Here is a 20,693-nt window from a genome sequence, read left to right as displayed (position 1 = left end):
CATGCAAGGGCAGATGCCCCCCTGATCCAGCGACGGAGAGTGACCGATGGCGTCCATCGACGATCCTGAAACCCAGCGTGCCAACCTGGCTTTCATCCGCGCCTCGATGAAAGAACCGCTGCTGGCCCGTGATCACGAGTTGGATCTGGCCCGCCGCTGGCGGGAAAAGGGGGACGAGAAGGCGCTGCATGAGCTGGTGCGTTCCTATACCCGTCTCGTGATCTCCACCGCCACGCGTTTCCGCCACTATGGCATTCCCATGGGCGATCTGGTGCAGGAAGGCAATGTCGGCCTGATGCAGGCGGCAGGCCGGTTCGAACCACAGCGCGACGTGCGTTTTTCCACTTATGCGGCTTGGTGGATCCGGTCGGCCATGCAGGACCATATCCTGCGCAACTGGTCCATCGTGCGTACCGGCACCACGGCGGCGCAGAAATCGCTGTTTTTCAACCTGCGCCGCCTGCGCGCCAAGATCGCCGACAATCCGTCGTCCGACCATTTGTCCACCGATGCGCGCCAGCAGATTGCCCGCGAACTGGATATCGACGCGCGGGAGGTAGAGACGATGGAGATGCGGCTGGCCGCCTGTGACCAGTCGTTGAATGCCACCATGGTCATGGATGGCGAAGCGGAATGGCAGGACATCCTGCCCGACAGCCGCCCCAACCCCGAGGATGTGGTGATCGGTATGCGCGACGGGCGCATGCGGTCAAAGTGGCTGGCCGAAGCGCTGGGCGAACTGTCGCCGCGCGAACGTCAGATCATCGCCGAACGCCGCCTGCGCGACGAAGGGGCGACGCTGGAAGAACTGGGCCGTGCGCTTGGCGTGTCCAAGGAACGCGTCCGCCAGCTGGAAAGCCGCGCCATGAACAAGCTGCGCGCCAGCATGATGAAGCGCGTGGCCGATGGCCGCGATCTGTTTATGGAGGCGTGAGGGGTGGTTAGACCAGCCGGCGGCTTGAAATCATAGCTCACGGCGTGATCGTAGCGCGGATTAGCGTCAGCGTAATCCGCGGAGCGACGCTGGAGACGGGGTCCCGCGGATTACGGCTGACGCCTAATCCGCGCTACATAACCGCAATGACAAGCCCACCGGTCACAATTCCTATTCTCCGTGCCCCCCATACCAGAGGCCGATGCGGATGCTGCTGGCGCCGCTGGCCTTCAGGTAGGCGGTCCAGAAATCCCGCACCCGGTTCTCCACGGGGCGGGGCAGGGACTTGCGGCCGGGGTCATGGCCCCGGCCAAAGCCGAACATGTCGACTTGCACCTGTGACAGCGGCGCCAGAAGCCGTTGATCGGTGACGGTGCGCAGGTTCTTTGCGGGCTGCCCCTCCGACAGGGCCGTGTAGGGCAGTACGTCGGAATGTTCCAGAAGGTCGGAGAAGACGATCATCCGGTTCAGGCCGCGCGGTTTCCAGGTTTCGGCGACATTGCCGATGGTGCGCAGGATTTCAGAGCGTGGATAGGCCTGCTTCTCTTTCAGCATGCCGATCAGCACCTGGGCCAGCCGGCGTTTGAACTCTCGGTTTTCCGCCTTGGCGACGGTCGGCTTGCAGGTGGCCATGATCCAGTCGGTCAGGCCGCCGCCTTCGGGGCAGCCGGGCACGCATTCCTCAAACTTGCGGGCAGACGCCGCATAATCGTCGGTGATGGTATGGACCACCAGCCGGTCACCGGGCTTCAACTCGCCTACGAACCGGTCAAGACCCGCGATCAGGATGTCGATATCCTGCTGGTCATACTGGGTGGTGCGATCCACCAGCAGGGCGACGGTGCCCGTGCCCTGCTTGCAGTAATCCTGCCGCGCGGCCGGGGCGGCGGGCGCCAGACCGGCCAGCAGCGCCAGGATAAGCAGGAGCCGCCCCAGCCTCATCCCCGCACCGCCCGCAGCAATTGCGCACTGATCTGCAAGGCGGATGGGATTTCGCGCAGGCAGGCAGGCGTGCCGTCGCTGCGGGCGCGCAGATTGCCGATGCGGTAATTGATCAGCCGGTTATGGCTGTTCATGCCCAGCTGGCGCAGGCTCTGTTCATAATCGGCGCCGGCGGATTTGCGGTCGGCCTGGATGGTGGCGATGTCCTTTTCCAACTGTTCGATCTGCCGGTTCAATGCTGCGATCATGTCGTCATACTTGCGGCTTGCCTGCATGCGCTGCTTGTTATAGTCGGTTTCCCGGCGGGTCACGCGCTTGCGGGCCTTTTCGGCCTTGCGGGTCAGGCGTTCATAATCCGGGTGCGGATCATGCCGCACGAAGGATGCAACGACGCCGACCGTCAGGATCACTAGATTGATGACCAGCAGGGTCCAGCCGGCGGAACCCAGTTCGGTGCCGGTCACCTGCGCCGCCGTGCTGGTCAGGTCGCCCTGGCGCAGCAGATCGGCGAAGGAGCTGTTGGTGTCCGCCTCCAGCAGGCGCAGGAAATGTTCGCGCACCGCCGCGATGAAATAGACCAGCGTGCCCGACAGGCCGGCCAGAACGGCGGCACCGGCGTAATAGGAAAGCCGCGCCTGCATCCGTTCATGCTGGTTCGCCTGTTTCAACCACAGGCCGATGAAATGCGCGAACAGGGCCAGCACTCCGCCGATGATCAGCGAGATGAACAGGGAGAGAAGTGGCGTTTCCTGAAAGAAGAATTCGAACGCCATGCGGTTGACCGGCACCTCGGCCAGACAGACCAGCAGCATCAGGAACGGATAGGCCCAGACCATGGAGACACGCAGGGGCCGGGCCAGTTCCGCCTGCAACCGGGCGACGGTGGCGACGGCTTCCGACTTGCGTTCGGTCAGGTCGCGGAATGCGGGGCTGTCGGGCCCGACCTTGTGTGACAGGTCGTTCAGGGCGCGCTGTTTTTCATCCTGCAGGGTGCGGCGGCGATTGACCAGACCCTCGTCCCGTTCCTTCAGCTTCTGCTGCTCGGCGATGTCCAGTTCCGACAGATAGGTCAGGCGCGCCTTCTCATAGGCGGCGAAATCGGCGGTGACCTGGGCCAGCACCTGATCCTGCACGGGGTTCTGCGGCGCATCCAGCGGCGGGAAGCCCTTCTCCCCGTCGCGGGCCCCGCGCGTCTCATCCGCCCGCCGCTCGCTGTCGCTATAGCTCAGATGCCGACCGATATGCATGTCGGCCATCTGCTTCACCCGGTTCGCCATCCCGCTCCCCCGAAGGTTGAGGCGTGGTGCCCCTTTGAGGAAAAGAGCATTTCATGTCGATTATGGGGCGGCAAGGACGGGGCCGGGCCGGAAGGGGCCATTTAAGCCGGTATCCGGGAGGCCTTCCGCCATGATTTGGACGGATTTTGGGGGCCGTCAGGAGGCTGTCGTCTGCTCTTCGCGGTAATTGGCGTTTAATTTGCCGTCGCGGTCATAGATGCCTTCGCGAACCAAGGTCTTACGGGCCTGCTGTGCCGATGTGGTCGCCTTGCGGGTATATTCCGCCAGCGCGTCCTTGATGGTTTCAAACTGGGTCTTGGTCATTTCTGAACTCCAATATCCCGTCGGCGTTCATAGAATATCACTGGTGCCGGTCTGCGTCACCTGCCCACCCCTAAAACAAAAAGGGGAGGCCTGTTTCCAGGCCTCCCCTTGTCGTCTTTTCAAACCAGAACCAGCGATCAGCCGGCTTCGGCCTGACGCTCGGCGCGCTTGCGTTCGTTCGGGTCCAGCAGCTTCTTGCGCAGGCGGATGGACTTCGGCGTCACTTCCACCAGCTCGTCGTCCTGGATATAAGCCAGAGCCTTTTCCAGGGCCATGCGGATGGGCGGCGTCAGGGTGACGGCTTCGTCCTTGCTGGTGGTGCGGATGTTCGTGAGCTTCTTGCCCTTCTGAACATTCACTTCCAGGTCGTTCTCGCGGGTATGCTCACCCACGATCATGCCCTCATAGACCTTCCAGCCGGGCTCGATCATCATCGGGCCGCGATCTTCCAGGTTCCACAGGGCATAGGCCACGGCCTCGCCCTCGGCGTTGGAGATCAGCACGCCGTTGCGACGACCGGGGATCGGGCCCTTGTACGGAGCGTAATCATGGAACAGGCGGTTGATGACGCCGGTACCACGGGTGTCGGTCAGGAACTCGCCCTGATAGCCGATCAGGCCACGCGAGGGGACGTGGAACACCAGACGGACCTTGCCAGCGCCCGACGGACGCATTTCCAGCATCTCGCCCTTGCGCTCGGCGATCTTCTGCACGACGACGCCGGAGAAATCCTCGTCCACGTCGACGACGACTTCCTCGATCGGCTCCAGACGCTGACCGGTGGCGGCGTCGGTCTTCATGACCACGCGCGGACGGCTGATCGACAGCTCGAAGCCTTCGCGGCGCATGGTTTCGATCAGGATGCCCAGCTGCAACTCGCCACGGCCCGCCACCTCGAACGCGTCGGCGCTCTCGGTCTCGCGGATGCGCAGGGCGACATTGCCTTCGGCTTCACGCATCAGACGGTCGCGGATCATGCGGCTGGTGACCTTGTCACCTTCACGACCGGCGAGCGGGCTGTCATTGACCGAGAAGGTCATGGCCAGGGTCGGCGGGTCGATCGGCTGCGCCGGCAGGGCGTTCTCGACGCTCATATCGACGATGCTGTCGGCGACGGTGGTCTTCACCAGACCGGCGATGGCGACGATGTCACCGGCCTGCGCCTCTTCGACCGGCACGCGCTCCAGACCACGGAAGGCCAGAACCTTCGACGCGCGGCCCTGCTCGATCAGCTTGCCGTCGCGGGACAGGGCCTTGATGGCCATGTTGGTCTTGACGCGACCGGACTGGATGCGGCCCGTCAGGATGCGGCCCAGATACGGGTTGGCTTCTAGCGTGGTGGCCAGCATGGTGAACGGTTCATCGACGCTGCCGACCTTCGGGGCCGGGACGTGGTTGACCACCAGCTCGAACAGCGGGGTGAGATCCTTGCGCTCGTCATTCAGGTCGGTGACGGCCCAGCCGTTGCGGCCGGACGCGAACAGGGTCGGGAAGTCCAGCTGCTCGTCGGTGGCGTCCAACGAGGCGAACAGGTCGAAAATCTCGTTATGCACTTCGTCGGGCCGCGCGTCCTGACGGTCGATCTTGTTCACGATCACCATCGGGCGCATGCCCAGCTTCAGGGCCTTGCCCAGCACGAACTTGGTCTGCGGCAGCGGGCCTTCGGCGCTATCCACCAGCAGGCAGACGCCGTCCACCATGTTCAGGATACGCTCCACCTCGCCGCCGAAATCGGCGTGGCCCGGCGTATCGACGATGTTGATGCGGACGTCGTTCCAGACAACGGACGTGCACTTGGCCAGGATCGTGATGCCGCGCTCACGTTCCAGGTCGTTGCTGTCCATGGCGCGCTCGGCGACCTGCTGGTTTTCACGGAAAGTGCCGGACTGCTTCAGCAGCATGTCGACGAGGGTGGTCTTACCATGATCGACGTGGGCGATGATGGCGATATTGCGCAATTGCATGGGTACGGTCCTGCGTGCCTGGTGCTGGTCGCGCGCCGCCCAATGACTATGTCCGCCGGATCGGGGTTCGCGCATGAAAAACGCCCGGCAACCCTGTCAGCCGTTCAGATGAACGGGGAGCGGGGGTGGCCGGGCTGTTTCGCGGCGCAATATAATCGTTTCGGGCCGTCTTCGGTAGGGTGCAGAAGGTGGGGCTGCCCTGCGTTTCGTCGGATCGCGGTTAACGTTCCATCAAGGGGTTGGTGAAAAGCGAAGGCAGTGAGCCTGCCCGTTGGCCTAACACCAAAGCGCCTGTGCCTTACCCCTGGAAAGCCGCCCCCGGCCCATGCCACCATGGCGGCAACCGGGGGAGGATAATGACCCAAGGCAGATGGCAAAAATGGATGCTGATGGCGGCGGCTGCCTTGGCGGCGGTGCCCATTCATGCCCAGGAGACGACATATGAGGTGGTGATCGAAGGCGTGGATGATCATCCACACTTGGTCAAACTGCTGAACGAAGTCTCCAGCCTTGTCGCCCTGAAGGAAGACCCGCCGCCCTCGCCCATCGGCCTAGGCCGTCGGGCCGATGCCGATCTGGACCGGTTCCGGGCCGCCCTGCGGTCCGAAGGTTTCTATGACGCCATTGTCGATGCAGAGATCGATGTCGATGTGGTTCCCGCCAAGGTCCTGATCCGGGTGGAGGAGGGGGCACGGTACAAGGTGACATCGGTCGCCATTGCCGGCCCGGATGAACAGCCCTTGCCCGATGGCGCGCCGGCCCCGGATGCGTTGGGCCTGGCCATCGGATCGGATGCGCGGGCACCTTCGGTGGTGGATGCCGAAGGCCGCATCCTGCCGCGCCTGGCGGAAAAGGGCTATGCCTATGCCCGCCTGCTGGATCGCAAGCTGATCGTGGACCATGCTAAGCAGGGCATGGACGTCACCTATGTCGTTGATCCCGGACCGAAAGTGGCGTTCGGCGATGTCACTTTCAACGGTCTGGACGAGGTGTCGCAGCGCGCGGCCCGCCGCCGCCTGCCCTGGCGCGAAGGGGATGCCTATCACCCCGCCACCATGGAGGAGGGGCGCCAGGCCCTGGCCGATCTGGGCGTCTTTTCGTCGGTCCGGCTGCGGCTGGCCGATCAGCCGACGGGCGATCAGAAGGCGCCCGTCCTGGTCGATCTGGCCGAGCGGGAAATGAACTATGTCGGTTTCGGTGCCGATTACGGGACCGAGGACGGCTTCGGGGCCAATGCCTATTGGGGTGACCGCAACCTGATGGGCAATGCCGAGAAGCTGCGCGTCGATGCTTCGGTCGCCGGCATCTCCCGACGCGGCGAAACCAGCGCCAGCGATTTCGATTACCGTCTGGCCGGCACCTATCAGCAGCCGGATTTCCTGTCACGCCGCCAGTCGCTGAACCTGTCGGCGGAGGCGCTGTCGGAACGGCCCGACGCCTATCGCCGGCAAGCGCTGGTCTTGACGGGTGCGGTGGAGCGCAAGCTGGGCAAGGGGTTGAAGGCCAGCCTGGGCGTGACGGCGGAACAGTCCAAGATCGAGGAAAGCCTGCAGACCACGCGCAACACCCTGGTCGGTATTCCCGCCGCCATCACCTGGGACCGGTCCAACGATCTGTTGAACCCGACCAAGGGTTTCCGCCTGTCAGGCGCCGTCACCCCCTATCTGGCGGCGTTCGGGGACAGCAACAGTTTCACGGTCGCGCGGGTCGGCGGCAGCGCCTATTTCGATTTCAAGGATGATGGCTGGTACGTGGGCGCGCTGCGCGGCGTCTATGGCGCCGTGATCGGCGGCGGGCTTCTGGATGTGCCCGCTGATAAACGCTTCTTTGCCGGCGGCGGCGGGTCGATCCGTGGCTATGGCTATCAGGAGGTGGGGCCGCGCGACACGAACGGAGAGCCGCTGGGCGGTGTCTCACTGCTGGAAATGTCCGCAGAGATGCGGGTGAAGGTGACCGAAGACATCGCCGTGGTCCCCTTTATCGATGCCGGCAATGTCTATACGACCGAATATCCCAAGCTGGGCCAGGGCCTGCGCTATGCCGCCGGTATCGGCGGACGCTATCACACCGTCATCGGCCCCATCCGCCTGGATGTGGCGGTGCCGCTGAACAAGCGCGACGGGGACAAGGCGTTCCAGTTCTACATCTCCATCGGCCAAGCGTTTTAAGGAGGGGATGATGAGCGATTTCAACCGCCTTCGCCCCATCCTGATCTGGGTCGCCGCCGGTGTCGCGGGGCTGATCGGTCTGGTCGTCCTGATCGCCGTATCGGCGGGCATCTGGCTGTCCACCCCGTCGGGCCGTGATTTCGTGCTGTCCAAGGCCGGGGAGGCTGTGCCGGAACTGACGGTCGAGGGGGCGGACGGGTCGATCTTCGACCTGCGCGCCGCACGGATCACCATGGAAGATGCCGACGGCGTCTGGCTGACGGTGGATGGCGCGCATCTGGCCTGGAACCCCTGGGCCCTGTTCTCCCGCACCTTGTCGGTGGACGATCTGTCGGCAAAGGCCGTGACGGTGGCGCGTGCGCCGCTGCCCAAGCCGGATGATCCCAATGACAAGGGCGGGCTGCCGCACCTGCCCGTTGCCGTCACCCTGTCGCGGCTGGCGGTGGAGCGGGTGACGCTGGGGCCGGACCTGCTGGATGGCAATCCGGCGGTGCTGACCCTGGCCGGGCAGGGGCGGTTGCCGGCGGGCGAACTGGGCGGGGCGGGATCGCTGGATGTGAAGCGTATCGATGACCGGCCCGGCACATTGACCCTTGCCGGCGACTACCGGCCCGGCCGCCGCCTGACCCTGACGGCGGAGGCGCTGGAACAGGGTAACGGGCTGATTGCCGAATTGCTGGACATTCCGGGCCGCCCGCCCGTGACCCTGACCCTGAAGGGCGATGGGCCGCTGACCGATTGGACGGGGACGGCCACGGCCAAGGCCGGCGATGCCGCCGATGCCAGGGCGGAATTCAGGATCAGGCCGTCGGGCAACAAGCTGACCTTCGGCCTGGACCTGTCGGGCAATGTGCAGGCCCTGCTGCCGCCCGATATCCGCCCCCTGGTCGGGCCGGACCTGCGCATCGGGGCCGGTGGCCTGATCGATCCGGGTGTGAAGCTGGCGCTGGACGGTGTCGGCATCCAGACGGCGATCGGCAAGCTGTCGGGGGGCGGCGCCTTTGACATCAAGACCCGCGCCATCAATGTCGGCGCCTGGGTGGAGGTACCGGATGCGGCCCTGCTGTCGCCCATGATGGGGCCGGTGCGGATGAAGGCGGCGCGCGGCAGCGTGACCCTGACCGGCACGCCCGACGCACCGGAACTGGCCACCGACATGGTGCTGGACGCCCCCGTCCTGCCCGACCTGACGCTGAACAGCCTGGGCGTGAAACTGTCGGCCAAGGGGATGGACAGGACGGCGATCATCGCCGCCCTGCATCTGGACGGGGCGTCGGGGCCGCTGTCGGCCCTGACGGGGGGCACATCCGATCTGGCCGCCGAATTGACCGTGACCCGCGCCAAGGGCGGGATCGACATTGCCAAGGCCGGGTTCATCGGCACCGCCCTGTCGGCCACGGCCAGCGGATCGCTGACCGGCTGGGGCCGGGATGGTGAACTGGCCCTGACCCTGTCGGCCAAGGACTTAGCGCCGCTGTCCGGGGTGGCGGGGCGCAAACTGTCCGGATCGCTGGCCGTGGAGGGCAAACTGCGCCGCGCGGGCGGACAGACGGCGCTGGTCATGCAGGGCGAGGGCAAGGAACTGGCGGCGGGCATCGCGGCCCTGGACCCGCTTCTGTCGGGCCGGACGGAGATTTTCGCCGATCTGGAGGTGGCGGGGGAGGAGATGGCGCTGCGCCGCCTGTCGTTGACCAACCCGCAGCTGAAGGTCGGTGGGGAGGGGCGGTACGGTCCCAAGGGCATCAACGCCGACGCGGTGGTGGAGGTGGCGGACCTGTCGCCTCTGTCGCCGGCGCTGGGCGTGGCTGTGGCGGGCGGTGTCACGGCCCGGCTGAAAAGCCCCGGTCCCGACACGATGACGCTGGAAATGGTGGCGGACGGGCTGACCATGGATGGGTTGCAGCTGAACGATACGCGCCTGGATGCGCGGCTGTCGGGCCTGCCCAAGGCGGCGAAGGGCCGGATTGACGTGACCAGCAGCCTGAACGGGCAGCGCATCGCCCTGGGCAGCGAGTTGTCACAGACGGGTTCCACCCTGTCGCTGGCCGGGATCGAGGCGGTGATCGGCCTGAACCGGTTCAATGGCGATCTGTCGCTGGATACCGGCACGGGGCTGGCGGCAGGTCGGCTGACCGGTACCGTGCCCGACCTGGGCATCCTGGCCTTCATCGCGGGGGACGAGGTCTGGGGCAATGGCAGCGTCACTATCGCGCTCAGCCATGAAAAGGGCCGGCAGTTCGCGGATGTGAAGGCCGATTTCAAGGAAATCTGGCGGCGCTGGCACGGGCAGAAGGTGGCTTCCATCGCCCTGTCGGCGCGCCTGTACGGGACGGAGAAGGTGCCCGGCGTCGATGCGGGCTTTACCGTTACCGGCGTCGATGCCGGGACCCTGGACCTGGACAAGATCACGGGGTCGGCGCGGGGGCCGCTGTCGGCCACGGCACTGTCCTTCGACCTGTCGGGCAAGCGCGGGTCGGCGCCGGTGCGCCTGTCCATCGCGGGGCAATTGGCGACGGGGGCCAAAGACGCGATCACGCGGGTGGGGCTGGGCACCCTTTCGGGGGCCTATGGCGATACGGAATTCCGGCTGGCCAATCCCGCCACCCTGTCCTTTGGCGAGGGCGTGGTGGGCGTGCAGGGTCTGGTGGTTCTGGCCGGTGATGCGCGGGTGGAGGTGACGGCGGACCTGTCGCCCAAGGCGCTGGGCGGGCGGGTGTCGCTGACCAAGCTGCCGCTCAACTGGGTGCGCCTGATCGACCCGACCCTGACGCTCTATGGCCATCTGGATGGCACGGCCAGCCTGTCGGGCACCGTGGCCGATCCCAAGGGCGTGATGTCGCTGAAACTGTCGGAATTCGCGCTGGCGCCGCAGGTCCTGAAAGGGCCTTCGCCGCTGGGGGCCACCCTGACTGCTGATTGGCAGAAGGGGCGTGTGGCGGTTAATGCCAGAATCGACAGCGCAGGCTCGGGTGTCGGCCTGTCGGCGCGGGCCGACCTGCCGCTGGAAATGCGCGGATCGGCGACCAGCATCGCCATGCCCACCGACAAACCGGTCAGCGGCCGGCTGGAGGGCAATGTGGCGCTGCGCCGGCTGAACGACCTGCTGGCGACGACGGGTGACCGGCTGGGTGGGCAGATGGTGCTGGACCTGACCCTGGGCGGCACCCTGGCCGACCGGCAGCTGACGGGCAGTGTCACGCTGAACAATGCCCGGTACGAGAACCAGCGCTGGGGCACGCAGATCACCGATATCGAGGCGGTGTTGAAGGGTGACCCCGAAGGGCTGGTGATCGACCGGTTTGAGGGCAAGACGCCGGGCGGCGGCACCGTCACCCTGGCCGGCAGTGTCGGTTTGCGCCCCGAACGCGGCGACCGGCAGATCGACCTGCGCCTGACCGCGAAAAAGGCCAAGCTGGCCGGGATCGACATGGTGCAGGCGGTGGCCGGCGCCGATATCACCGTCACCGGCAAGCCGACGCAGATGATGATCGCGGGCCGGGTGGATGTGGCCAACGCCCATATCCGCATTCCCGACAAGCTGCCGCCCACGGTGGTGGAGGTGAAGGTGGTGGAGATCAACCATCCCCGCCGCATCGCCCCGCCCGGTGCCGTCAGCAGCGCCAATGCCAAGGCGGAGGGAACGCCGCCGCCCGCCCTGATCATCGGCCTGAATATCGATGTGGAGGCACCCAACCAGATCTATGTCGCGGGCCGGGGGCTGGATGCGGAACTGAAAGCGTCGTTGAAACTGCGCGGGACGGCGGATCTGCCGCTTTTGTCGGGCAACGTGTCGCTGGTCAAGGGTGAGATGGGGCTGCTGGGCCAGACCTTCACCCTGTCGCGGGCCAATGTCAGTTTCCTGGGCGATGGCACCTTCGACCCCTCGCTGGATGTGGAGGCGCGCACGCAGCGCGGTGATCTGACGGCCATCGTGGCCGTCACGGGCCGTCCGTCGAAACCGACGGTGAAACTGTCGTCGCAGCCGCCCTATCCCGAAGACGAAGTGCTGGCCCGGCTGCTGTTCAACCGTGGGGCGGGGCAGTTGTCGGCGCTGGAGGCGGTGCAGCTGGCGCAGTCGGCGGCGCAATTGTCGGGCCTGTTCGGCGGGGGCCCTGGCTTTGTCGACAATGTGAAACGCTCGCTCGGCGTGGACCGGCTGGAATTCCGGGGCAGCGAGGATGGCACGGGGGCCGGCACCGTGGCCGCCGGTCGCTATATCGGCGACAATATCTATGTCGGGGTGGAGCAGGAGCTGGGCACCGGGCAGAGCAAGGCGACCGTGGAATATGGCATCACCGACCATATCAAGGCGCGCGGCGAGGTCGGGACCGAAAGCAAGGTCGGCGTGCAGTTCCAATGGGATTATTGAAGGGGGTGACAGGCGGCCCGCCGCACCCCCAGAATGCCGCCGAATTTCATCAAGGTGGCGGACACCCATGGCCGACAGGCTTTCTCCCTTCATCGACGCGGTGCGCGCCGGCCAGTCCTTACGCCTGACCGGCGGCGGCAGCAAGCCGGGCCTGGGCCACGCGGTCGCGGGCACGGTCCTGTCGCTGTCGTCGCTGTCGCAGGTGGTGTCGTATGAGCCGGCGGAACTGATCCTGGTGGCCGAACCGGGGGTGACGATGGTGGAACTGCGAGCCCTGCTGTCGGCCAAGGGGCAAGCCCTGGCGTTTGAGCCGCCGGACCTGGGGCCGCTTTATGGCCGTCCCGCCGGCACGGATACGCTGGGTGGGGTGGTGGCCACGGGCCTGTCGGGGCCGGGGCGGGTGAAGGCCGGGGCCGTGCGCGACCATGTTCTGGGCATGAATGCCATTGCCGGCGACGGGCGGGTTTTCCGGTCGGGCGGCAAGGTGGTGAAGAATGTCACGGGCTTTGATCTGCCCAAGCTGCTGACCGGGGCGCATGGCACGCTGGGCCTGATGACGGAGATCGTGGTCAAGGTGCTGCCGGCCCCGCTCTTGTCCAAGACGCTGGTCCTGGCGGGGATCGACGGCGCGGAGGCCAGCCGCGTCCTGGCCGATGCGCTGGGTTCGGCGGCAGAGGTGGGGGCGGCAGCCTTCACGCCATCCTACCTGCCGCTGGACGGGTTGCTGCCCGACCGCACACCCTGCGTGCTGCTGCGGCTGGATGGGGTTTCGGTATCGGTGGCGGAACGGCTGGCAGCACTTGAACGGTTGCTGGAGGGGCGGGCGGCCATGGCGGTGCTGGAGGGGGACGAATCGGCGGCGCTGTGGGCGTGTCTGCGCGATGCGATGCCGCTGGCCGAACGGCCCGACCTGGATGTCTGGCGCCTGTCGGTGCCGCCCATGGCGGGGATGGGGGTGCTGTCCGCCATCCGGGCCGCGATCCCGCGTGCGCTGGGCTGGCTGGATTGGGGTGGGGGCCTGATCTGGGTCGGGCTGCCGGGCGGGATGGCGGATGCGGGGGCGGGTGTCGTGCGCGGCGCGTTAGGTGCCGACGGGCATGCGACCTTGATGCGGGCACCCGATGCGGTGAAGGCGCTGGTGCCGGTGTTTCAGCCGCTGCCCGGCCCGCTGGCCGCCCTGACGGCGCGGGTGAAGGCGCAGTTTGACCCGGCAGGCATCCTCAATCCCGGCCTGATGGGGGTGTGATGCAGACCCACTTCACCCTGGCGCAACTGGCCGACAGCGGTACGGCGGAAGCGGAGAAGATCCTGCGGACCTGTGTCCATTGCGGGTTCTGCACGGCCACCTGTCCCACATACCGCCTGACGGGGGATGAGCGCGACAGCCCGCGCGGCCGCATCTATCTGATCAAGGATATGCTGGAAAGCGGTCGGGATGCCGGGCCGGTGGAAACCCATCATATCGACCGCTGCCTGTCGTGCCTGTCCTGTATGACCACCTGCCCGTCGGGCGTGCATTACATGCATCTGGTCGATCATGCCCGCGCCCATATTGAGCGTACGGGCAAGCGCCCGGTGAAGGTGCGGCTGACGCGGGCGGCGCTGGCGCGGATGCTGCCGCATGCGGGGCGGTTCCGGGCGGCCATGGGGCTGGCGAAACTGGCCCGACCGTTCCGCGCCCTGCTGCCGCCCGACCTGCGGGGCATGCTGGATATGGCGCCGGAGAAGGTGCATCCGAAAGGGGCGCAGGAAGGGCCGGGCGTGTTCCCCGCGCAGGGGTCAAGGCGCATGCGGGTGGCGCTGCTGCCCGGCTGTGTGCAGCCCGCGCTGAACCCCGATATCAATGACGCGGCCATCCGCCTGTTGACCCGGTTGGGGGCGGAAGTGGTGGTGGCCAAGGGGGTGGGCTGCTGCGGTGCCCTGACCCACCATATGGGGCGCAACGGGCACGGGTTCGCGGCGGCCAATATCCGCGCCTGGATGGCGGAGGTGGAGGGCAATGGCCTGGACGCCATCATCGTGACGGCCAGCGGCTGTGGTACCACCGTTAAGGACTACGGCTATATGTTCCGCGATGATCCCGTGCTGGCGGGACCGGCGGCGGCGGTATCGGCGCTGGCGCGGGATGTGACGGAGGTGGTGGTGCTGCTGGGCTTGCCGGCAGAAGCGAAGGCGCCCCGGCCCCTGCGCGTGGCCTATCACGCGGCCTGTTCGCTACAGCATGGGCAGAAGGTGAAGGACCCACCGCGCGACCTGCTGCGTCAGGCCGGGTTCACAGTGCTGGAGGTGCCGGATGGGCATCTCTGCTGCGGGTCGGCGGGCACCTACAATCTGTTGCAGCCAGAGCTGTCGGGTCAGTTGCGCGATGCGAAGGTGGCGGCGATCGAGGGGACGCGGCCCGACGTGATCGCCGCCGGCAATATAGGCTGCATGACGCAGATCGGGACGGGTACGGCCCTGCCGATCCTGCATACGGTTCAGCTGCTGGATTGGGCCACGGGCGGGCCGGTGCCGGTAGGTCAGGTCGGGGCTGACGCCCCGCCCTGACAGAAAAGGCTTTCAACCCATATCTGTCAGGGCTCGCCTCCAGCTCGACCTGACCTACGGCTCATTTACGCCTTCGGCTTTTCCGCCGGGGCCGTCTTGGGCTTGCCGGCGTTGCGCAGGACGACGGCCAGGTGGGAATGCAGGTTGGCATTGGCGGCCAGGATGGAGCCGCTGGCCAGCGGGGACTTGCCGGGGCCGATCTCGCTGACGAAGCCACCGGCTTCGGTGACCAGCAGCAGGCCGGCGGCCATGTCCCAGGGCTTCAGGTCGGCTTCGAAGAAACCGTCAAAGCGACCGGCGGCGGTGTAGGCGAGGTCCAGCGAGGCCGCACCCCAGCGGCGGATGCCCGCCACCTGCCCCATCAGGGCTTCCAACTGCTGCAAAAACACGGGCGCATTGCCATGGCCGCGGAAGGGGATGCCGGTGGCGATCAGGCTGTCGGCCAGCTGACGGCGCGAGGAAACGCGCAGGCGGGTATGGTTCAGGAAGGCGCCCGCGCCCTTTTCGGCCCAGAACATCTCGTCATGCACGGGTTCATAGACGACGCCGGCGATGATCTCGCCCTCACGCTCCAGCGCGATGGAGATGGCCCAGTGCGGCAGGCCGTGCAGGAAGTTGGTGGTGCCGTCCAGGGGATCGACGATGAAGCGGTGGGCCGTGTCCTTGCCCTTGATCTCACCGGTTTCTTCCAGCAGCAGGCCGAAATCGGGCCGCGCCTTCTGAAGTTCTTCGCGCACGATACGCTCGGCCTTCTGGTCGGCGGCGGACACGAAGTCGGACGGACCCTTGCGGGAGACCTGCAAGTGCTCGACCTCGCCGAAATCGCGCAGGATGGCCTTGCCGGCCTTCTCGGCCGCACGGGTCATGACGTTCAGGATGGCCGAACGGGCTGCCATGGTCGAACACTCCACAATGACGAAGAAACTGCGGGATCAATTCCCGCCTATTAAAAGCGAAACGCCCGCGCGTTGAAACCCGCGCGGGCGTTGGATGCTGAAGACTGAGGGCAAAGCCCAGGCCGGCGACTGCCGGCCCGCGACCGCGTGGTCGCGTAAGCCAAGGGCGCGGATGCGCCCGCCCGGCGCCTGAGGGCGCAAATCAGTCCTTAAAGCGTTCCATATACTCGCCGGTTTCGATGTTCACGACGATCTTGGTACCAGCCTCGATATGCGGCGGAACCAGGACGCGGGCACCATTTTCCAGAACGGCGGGCTTGTAGGAGGAAGAGGCCGTCTGGCCCTTCACCACCGGGTCAGCCTCGGTGATCGTCAGGACCACGGACTGCGGCAGTTCGACCGACAGCGGGTCGCCTTCGAAAGACTGCACCACGACTTCCATGCCGTCGGCCAGGAAGATCTTGCCGTCGCCGATGACCTCGCCGGAGATGGTCACCTGTTCGAAGGTTTCCTTGTCCATGAAGGTGAAATTGTCATCTTCAGCGAACAGGAACGTCATCTCGTGATCGTCCAGACGGGCGCGTTCCACGGCTTCGCCGGTGCGGAAGCGCTCGATATTCTTGTTGCCGGACTTGACGTCCTTCATTTCCAACTGGATGAAGGCGCCGCCCTTGCCGGGCTGCACAATCTGGGTGCCAGTGATCACATAGAGACGGCCGTTATGCTCAAGGATATGACCCTTGCGCATGGTGTTCGCATTGACCTTCATGACAGGCTTCTCAAACTTTATAGGAATCGAGCGGCGCGGAACCTAACAGGTTGCCCCCCAACAGGCAAATGGCCAGTGTCCCCGCCCGCCGCATAGGCAACCGGCGGGCCGTGCAAGGGCCGCAGGGCGGAATTTTAACACATCCCCCGACCATTTGCCGCCTTTCCGCCGTGTTTAGGGTATAAGGCAGCGGGAAAGATGACGTGCTGCACGGATGGATGATGGTTGCGGGTGACGGGATCGCGGGAGCGGCGTTGGATCGGGACAAGGTGCGCAGGCTGCGGCTGGTCACGGGCATCGTGGCGCTTGTGGCGCTGATCCTGGACCAGATCAGCAAACAATGGGTGCTGACCAGCCTGCTGCCCTGTCTGTCGGGGCCGGCGGGGCCGGAATGTGCCGTCAATTCCCCCTTCATCGAGGTGACGGGCTTCTTCAATATGGTGGTGGCCTGGAACTTCGGCGTCAGCTTCTCGATGTTCTACAGCCAGCATGATCTGATGCCCTTCGCGCTCAGCCTGCTGGCCGTCGGCATCTGTGGCGCGCTGCTCTGGTGGAACCGCCGCAACGACCGGGGTCTGGTGGCGCTGGCCACCGGCATGGTCATTGGCGGCGCCATTGGCAATGTCATCGACCGGTTCCGGTTTGGGGCCGTCGCCGATTTCCTTGACTTTCACGTCGCGGGCTGGCACTGGCCGGCATTCAACGTGGCGGATTGCTGCATCGTGGTTGGGGTGGGCCTGTTGTTGATTGACGGGCTGTTCTCCGGCGACGAGCGGCGCTAGAGTGCGAACCGGCAATCGCGCGGGTCGGCCTCTGTTAGACTCTGCTCCTCGTTCAAAGGGTACGGATCGGACCATGGTTGTGTTGAAGCAAGTGCGCAAGGCGGCCGTTCCGGCCATCACCGTCCTGATGATAGGCGGCCTGCTGTCGGGCTGTGGCCTGTTTGGCGGGCATGACGCGCCGGATGAATTCATGGTCGTGTCGCGCGCCCCGCTGGAGGTGCCGCCCGACTTCTCCCTGCGTCCGCCGCAGCCGGGCAGCCCGCGCCCGCAGGAAATGGAACGCGACACCCGTTCGCAGTCCAGCGTGTTCGGCGCCAGCGGCGCCGGCTCTGCCGCCCTGGTCGATCCGCGTACCAGCCCGAAGCAGACCAGCGGCGAAGGCGCCCTGCTGGCCCAGGCCGGTGCAGACGGCGCCAGCCCCGATATCCGCGCCATCGTCGACCGGGAGAATCCGGGCGTGGTGGTCGGCAGCCCGACCTTCCTCGACAAGCTGATGTTCTGGAAGGATGACCAGAACCCGGAAGTGTTGCCCCCGCCCGGTGGCGCGCTGTCCACGACGCGTGAGACCGGTAAGTAAGTTTCGTCGCCGTCACGGTTGATTGAACCAATGCCCCGCCCAACCGGCGGGGCATTGTGATTTATGGGTTCAGGCAACCCAAACATGTCGATGCGCGGCATTGCGCCCGCTTCCCAAGGGGCGCTGTCCGGCCTATGTTCCGGCCATGACCGACGCGAACACGACCCGCCCCGCCGCCGCCCCAGGCACGCCCCCCAGGCCCCCAGCCGGGGAGGAAGGGCGTTTCTTCGGTTATCGGGAAATCGACCCGACCGAAAAGGCATCCCTGGTCCAGGGCGTGTTCGGCAGCGTGGCCGGCAAATACGATCTGATGAACGATCTGATGTCGATGGGTGTGCATCGGCTGTGGAAGGATGCGTTTGTCGATCTGGTCCGCCCGCGTGATGGCGAGGCGCTGCTGGACGTGGCCGGCGGGACCGGCGATATCGCCTTTCGCCTGAAAAAGAAGGCGCCGGGCGCCAATGTCACTGTTTGCGACCTCACCGAATCAATGGTGCGGGTGGGGCGCGACCGGGGCCTGGATGGCGGCATGCTGTCGGGCATCGACTGGACCGTCGGCAATGCCGAGGATCTGCCGTTCCCGTCGCGGTCCATGGATGCCTATACAATCGCCTTCGGCCTGCGCAATGTGACGCGCATCGACAAGGCCCTGGCCGAGGCGCGGCGCGTGCTGAAGCCCGGCGGGCGCTTCTTCTGTCTGGAATTCAGCCATGTCGTGATCCCCGTCCTGCGGGACATCTATGACGGCTATTCCTTCCACCTGCTGCCGCGCCTGGGCCAGATGGTGGCGGGCGACAAAGACAGCTATCAGTATCTGGTGGAAAGCATCCGCCGCTTCCCCGAACAGCAGGCGCTGTGCCGCCGGATTGAGGCGGCGGGCTTTACCGGGGCACGGGCGCGCAACCTGTCGGGCGGGATCGCCTGTATCCATTCCAGCTGGCGCGTCTGAGGATGCTGCGCGCCATCCGCAATCTGGGCCGCATGGTCAGCATTGGCCGCACGCTGGGCCGCCATGGCGCCCTGCCGGTCGATCTGTTCCGGGACAGCGCCCCGTTCCTTGCCTTCATCCTGTCGCTGGGCAACCGCAACAAGGCGCCGGGGCGGCCCGGTCAGCGGCTGGCGGCGGCGTTGCAGGTGCTGGGCCCCAGCTTCATCAAGCTGGGTCAGGTCCTGTCCATCCGCGCCGATCTGGTGGGCGAGGATGTGGCCAATGATCTGGCCGAACTGCGCGACCGCCTGCCTGCCTTTTCCGGTGATGCCGCCCGCGCCATCATCGAGGCGGAGCTGGAACGGCCCATATCGGTGCTTTATGCCCGGTTCGATGATCAGGCGGTGGCGGCGGCCAGCATCGCGCAGGTGCATTTCGCCGAGACGCCCGACGGGCGGCTGGTCGCCGTCAAGGTCCTGCGCCCCGGCATTGAACAGGCGTTTCAGCAGGATATCGACCTGCTGCTCTGGCTGGCCGATTGGGCCGTGCGGGTGCAGCCCAAGCTGAAACGGCTGAAGCCCGTGGCCGTGGTGGAGACCTTTGCCCGCACTGTGGCCCTGGAAATGGACCTGCGGATGGAGGCGGCGGCGGCGTCGGAGCTGGCCGACAATTTCACGGGCGATTCCACGTTCGGCGTGCCCAGCATCGATTGGGACCGCACGGCACGCCGAGTGATGACGCAGGAACGCATCATCGGCTTTTCCATCGACAAGGTGGAGGAAATCCGGGCATCCGGTTTGCAGACCGATCAGTTGCTGGCCCATGCCGCAGACGCGTTTTTCAATCAGGTGTTCCGCGACGGCTTTTTCCATGCCGACATGCATCCCGGCAATATGTTCGTGACGTCGCAGGGCCGGCTGGTTGCCGTGGATTTCGGCATCATGGGCCGTATCGACCGGCAGACGCGCCTGTACCTGGCCGACATGCTGATCGGGTTTTTGAACCGCGATTATGATCTGGTCGCCAAGGTGCATTTCGATGCCGGTTTCGTGCCGGCGACGCAGGATCAGGAACTGTTCAAGCAGGCAGTGCGGTCCATCGGCGAACCGCTGCATGGTCGGCCTTTGTCCGACATTTCCGTGGGCCGGCTGCTGGCCCAGCTTTTCGCGGTGACCGAGAAGTTCCAGATGGAGACGCAGCCGCAATTGCTGCTGCTGCAAAAGAGCATGCTGACGGCGGAGGGGATGGGCCGGGTCCTGAACCCGCATGTGAATATGTGGGACCTGTCGCGGCCCCTGATCGAACACTGGATGATTGAGAACCGGGGACCGGAGGCGCGCGTCGCCGACCTTCTGTCCAATGTTGCCGGCATCGCGCGGCGGTTGCCGACCCTGGTTCGCGACCTGGAACGCACCGCCAATATGCTGGCCGAGGGTGGGGGGCTGCGCCTGCATCCCGAGTCGGTGCTGGCCCTGGCGGCGGTGCGCGAACGGGAAGGCCGGCGCTGGCGGCGGCTGGGCTGGGCGGCGCTGCTGCTGGCGGCGGTGGCGCTGGGCGTGGCGTTGACGTAGCGCGGATTAGCGAAGCGTAATCCGCGGGATTGCCGGCACCGTCGCTCCGCGGATTACGGCTTCGCCTAATCCACGCTACACTTTTCGCGTTGGTAAATCGGGGGTGTGGATGATGGGGCTTCCCCCTAACCTGTTCGGACTGGCCGGGTGGAGCGGCAGTGGCAAGACCACGCTGATGGCGCGGCTGATCCCGGCACTGTCGACGCGGGGTCTGACGGTGGCCACCATCAAGCATGCCCACCATGCCTTCGACATCGACCAGCCGGGTAAGGACAGTTACGTCCACCGCATGGCGGGCGCGCAGGAGGTGCTGGTGGCATCGGCCAACCGCTGGGCCTTGATGCACGAAAACCGGGGCGGGCCGGCGCCGACCCTGGGCGAACTGGTCGCCAAGCTGTCGCCCGTCGATGTCATCCTGGTAGAGGGGTTCAAGCGTGATGCGCACCCCAAGCTGGAGGTGCATCGCCCGTCCAATGGCAAGCCGCCGCTTTGGCCCGATGATCCGCGCATCGTGGCGGTGGCCAGCGATGTGACCTTGCCCGGCTGCCCCTTGCCCGTGCTGGATTTGGGGGATGTGGAGGCGGTGGCCGACCTGATCCTGCGCACCATCGGGGTGGGGTATGGCGGGTAAGGATTGTTTCGATA

Annotated in this window: 16 protein-coding genes; 10 read left to right on the top strand and 6 right to left on the bottom strand. The window is 65.9% G+C overall.

Translation table 11 applies throughout. The features are described from left to right. The first annotated feature begins 46 nt into the window (after positions 1–46). Positions 47–934, top strand: a complete 888-nt coding sequence (locus ACODSP_RS11930) for an RNA polymerase factor sigma-32 (RefSeq protein WP_488965817.1) — start codon at positions 47–49, stop codon at positions 932–934. Positions 935–1,105: 171 nt separating this feature from the next. Here the strand turns inward: ACODSP_RS11930 and ACODSP_RS11925 are convergent, their stop codons facing one another. The 4 genes from ACODSP_RS11925 to typA all read right to left on the bottom strand — a co-directional run bounded on the left by ACODSP_RS11925 (position 1,106) and on the right by typA (position 5,441). Beyond that, complete coding sequence (locus tag ACODSP_RS11925) at positions 1,106–1,876, bottom strand: hypothetical protein (protein WP_488965816.1); 771 nt, start codon at positions 1,874–1,876, stop codon at positions 1,106–1,108. Continuing rightward, positions 1,873–3,153: a hypothetical protein gene (locus ACODSP_RS11920; RefSeq protein WP_488965815.1), complete on the bottom strand. Its 1,281-nt coding sequence runs from the start codon at positions 3,151–3,153 to the stop codon at positions 1,873–1,875. Before ACODSP_RS11920 ends, ACODSP_RS11925 begins: the two co-directional genes overlap by 4 nt. A 156-nt stretch (positions 3,154–3,309) precedes the next feature. Next, on the bottom strand, positions 3,310–3,477 hold the full coding sequence (locus ACODSP_RS11915; protein ID WP_488965814.1) for a hypothetical protein: 168 nt from the start codon (positions 3,475–3,477) through the stop codon (positions 3,310–3,312). Positions 3,478–3,614: 137 nt separating this feature from the next. Beyond that, entirely contained in the window at positions 3,615–5,441 is a 1,827-nt protein-coding gene (typA, locus tag ACODSP_RS11910) for a translational GTPase TypA (RefSeq protein WP_488965813.1), read from the bottom strand. Positions 5,442–5,830: 389 nt separating this feature from the next. Between typA and ACODSP_RS11905 the strand changes: the two genes are divergently transcribed. The 4 genes from ACODSP_RS11905 to glcF all read left to right on the top strand — a co-directional run bounded on the left by ACODSP_RS11905 (position 5,831) and on the right by glcF (position 14,525). Continuing rightward, positions 5,831–7,609 (top strand): autotransporter assembly complex protein TamA, encoded by a 1,779-nt coding sequence (locus ACODSP_RS11905; protein WP_488965812.1) that lies wholly within the window; start codon positions 5,831–5,833, stop codon positions 7,607–7,609. Between the two features lie 10 nt (positions 7,610–7,619). Beyond that, positions 7,620–11,978: a translocation/assembly module TamB domain-containing protein gene (locus ACODSP_RS11900; protein WP_488965811.1), complete on the top strand. Its 4,359-nt coding sequence runs from the start codon at positions 7,620–7,622 to the stop codon at positions 11,976–11,978. Positions 11,979–12,045: 67 nt separating this feature from the next. Further along, positions 12,046–13,224, top strand: a complete 1,179-nt coding sequence (locus tag ACODSP_RS11895) for an FAD-binding protein (RefSeq protein WP_488965810.1) — start codon at positions 12,046–12,048, stop codon at positions 13,222–13,224. After that, positions 13,224–14,525, top strand: coding sequence for a glycolate oxidase subunit GlcF (gene glcF / locus ACODSP_RS11890; RefSeq protein ID WP_488965809.1), 1,302 nt, complete (start codon positions 13,224–13,226; stop codon positions 14,523–14,525). Before ACODSP_RS11895 ends, glcF begins: the two co-directional genes overlap by 1 nt. Before the next feature lie 65 nt (positions 14,526–14,590). Here glcF and ACODSP_RS11885 read toward each other — a convergent pair whose 3' ends face one another. Then, positions 14,591–15,421, bottom strand: coding sequence for an inositol monophosphatase family protein (locus ACODSP_RS11885; RefSeq protein ID WP_488965808.1), 831 nt, complete (start codon positions 15,419–15,421; stop codon positions 14,591–14,593). Positions 15,422–15,623: 202 nt separating this feature from the next. Then, positions 15,624–16,190, bottom strand: a complete 567-nt coding sequence (gene efp, locus ACODSP_RS11880) for an elongation factor P (protein ID WP_488965807.1) — start codon at positions 16,188–16,190, stop codon at positions 15,624–15,626. Between the two features lie 203 nt (positions 16,191–16,393). Here efp and lspA point away from each other — a divergent pair, with 203 nt between their 5' ends. The 5 genes from lspA to mobB all read left to right on the top strand — a co-directional run bounded on the left by lspA (position 16,394) and on the right by mobB (position 20,679). Further along, on the top strand, positions 16,394–16,972 hold the full coding sequence (gene lspA / locus ACODSP_RS11875) for a signal peptidase II (protein WP_488965806.1): 579 nt from the start codon (positions 16,394–16,396) through the stop codon (positions 16,970–16,972). Positions 16,973–17,045: 73 nt separating this feature from the next. Beyond that, positions 17,046–17,549 carry a DUF3035 domain-containing protein gene (locus tag ACODSP_RS11870; RefSeq protein ID WP_488965805.1) on the top strand — a complete coding sequence of 168 codons (504 nt, stop codon included), beginning with the start codon at positions 17,046–17,048 and terminating at the stop codon, positions 17,547–17,549. A 145-nt stretch (positions 17,550–17,694) separates the two neighbouring features. After that, positions 17,695–18,498 (top strand): class I SAM-dependent methyltransferase, encoded by an 804-nt coding sequence (locus ACODSP_RS11865; RefSeq protein ID WP_488965804.1) that lies wholly within the window; start codon positions 17,695–17,697, stop codon positions 18,496–18,498. A gap of 2 nt (positions 18,499–18,500) precedes the next feature. Further along, positions 18,501–20,048 (top strand): 2-polyprenylphenol 6-hydroxylase, encoded by a 1,548-nt coding sequence (ubiB, locus tag ACODSP_RS11860; protein ID WP_488965803.1) that lies wholly within the window; start codon positions 18,501–18,503, stop codon positions 20,046–20,048. 109 nt (positions 20,049–20,157) lie between these two features. Next, complete coding sequence (mobB, locus tag ACODSP_RS11855) at positions 20,158–20,679, top strand: molybdopterin-guanine dinucleotide biosynthesis protein B (RefSeq protein ID WP_488965802.1); 522 nt, start codon at positions 20,158–20,160, stop codon at positions 20,677–20,679. The last annotated feature ends 14 nt before the right edge of the window (positions 20,680–20,693 follow it).

The sequence above is a fragment of the Niveispirillum sp. FG156 genome, assembly GCF_057809555.1.
Note: the sequence above shows the minus strand (reverse complement) of the source record. Positions and strands in the feature narration are given on the sequence as shown.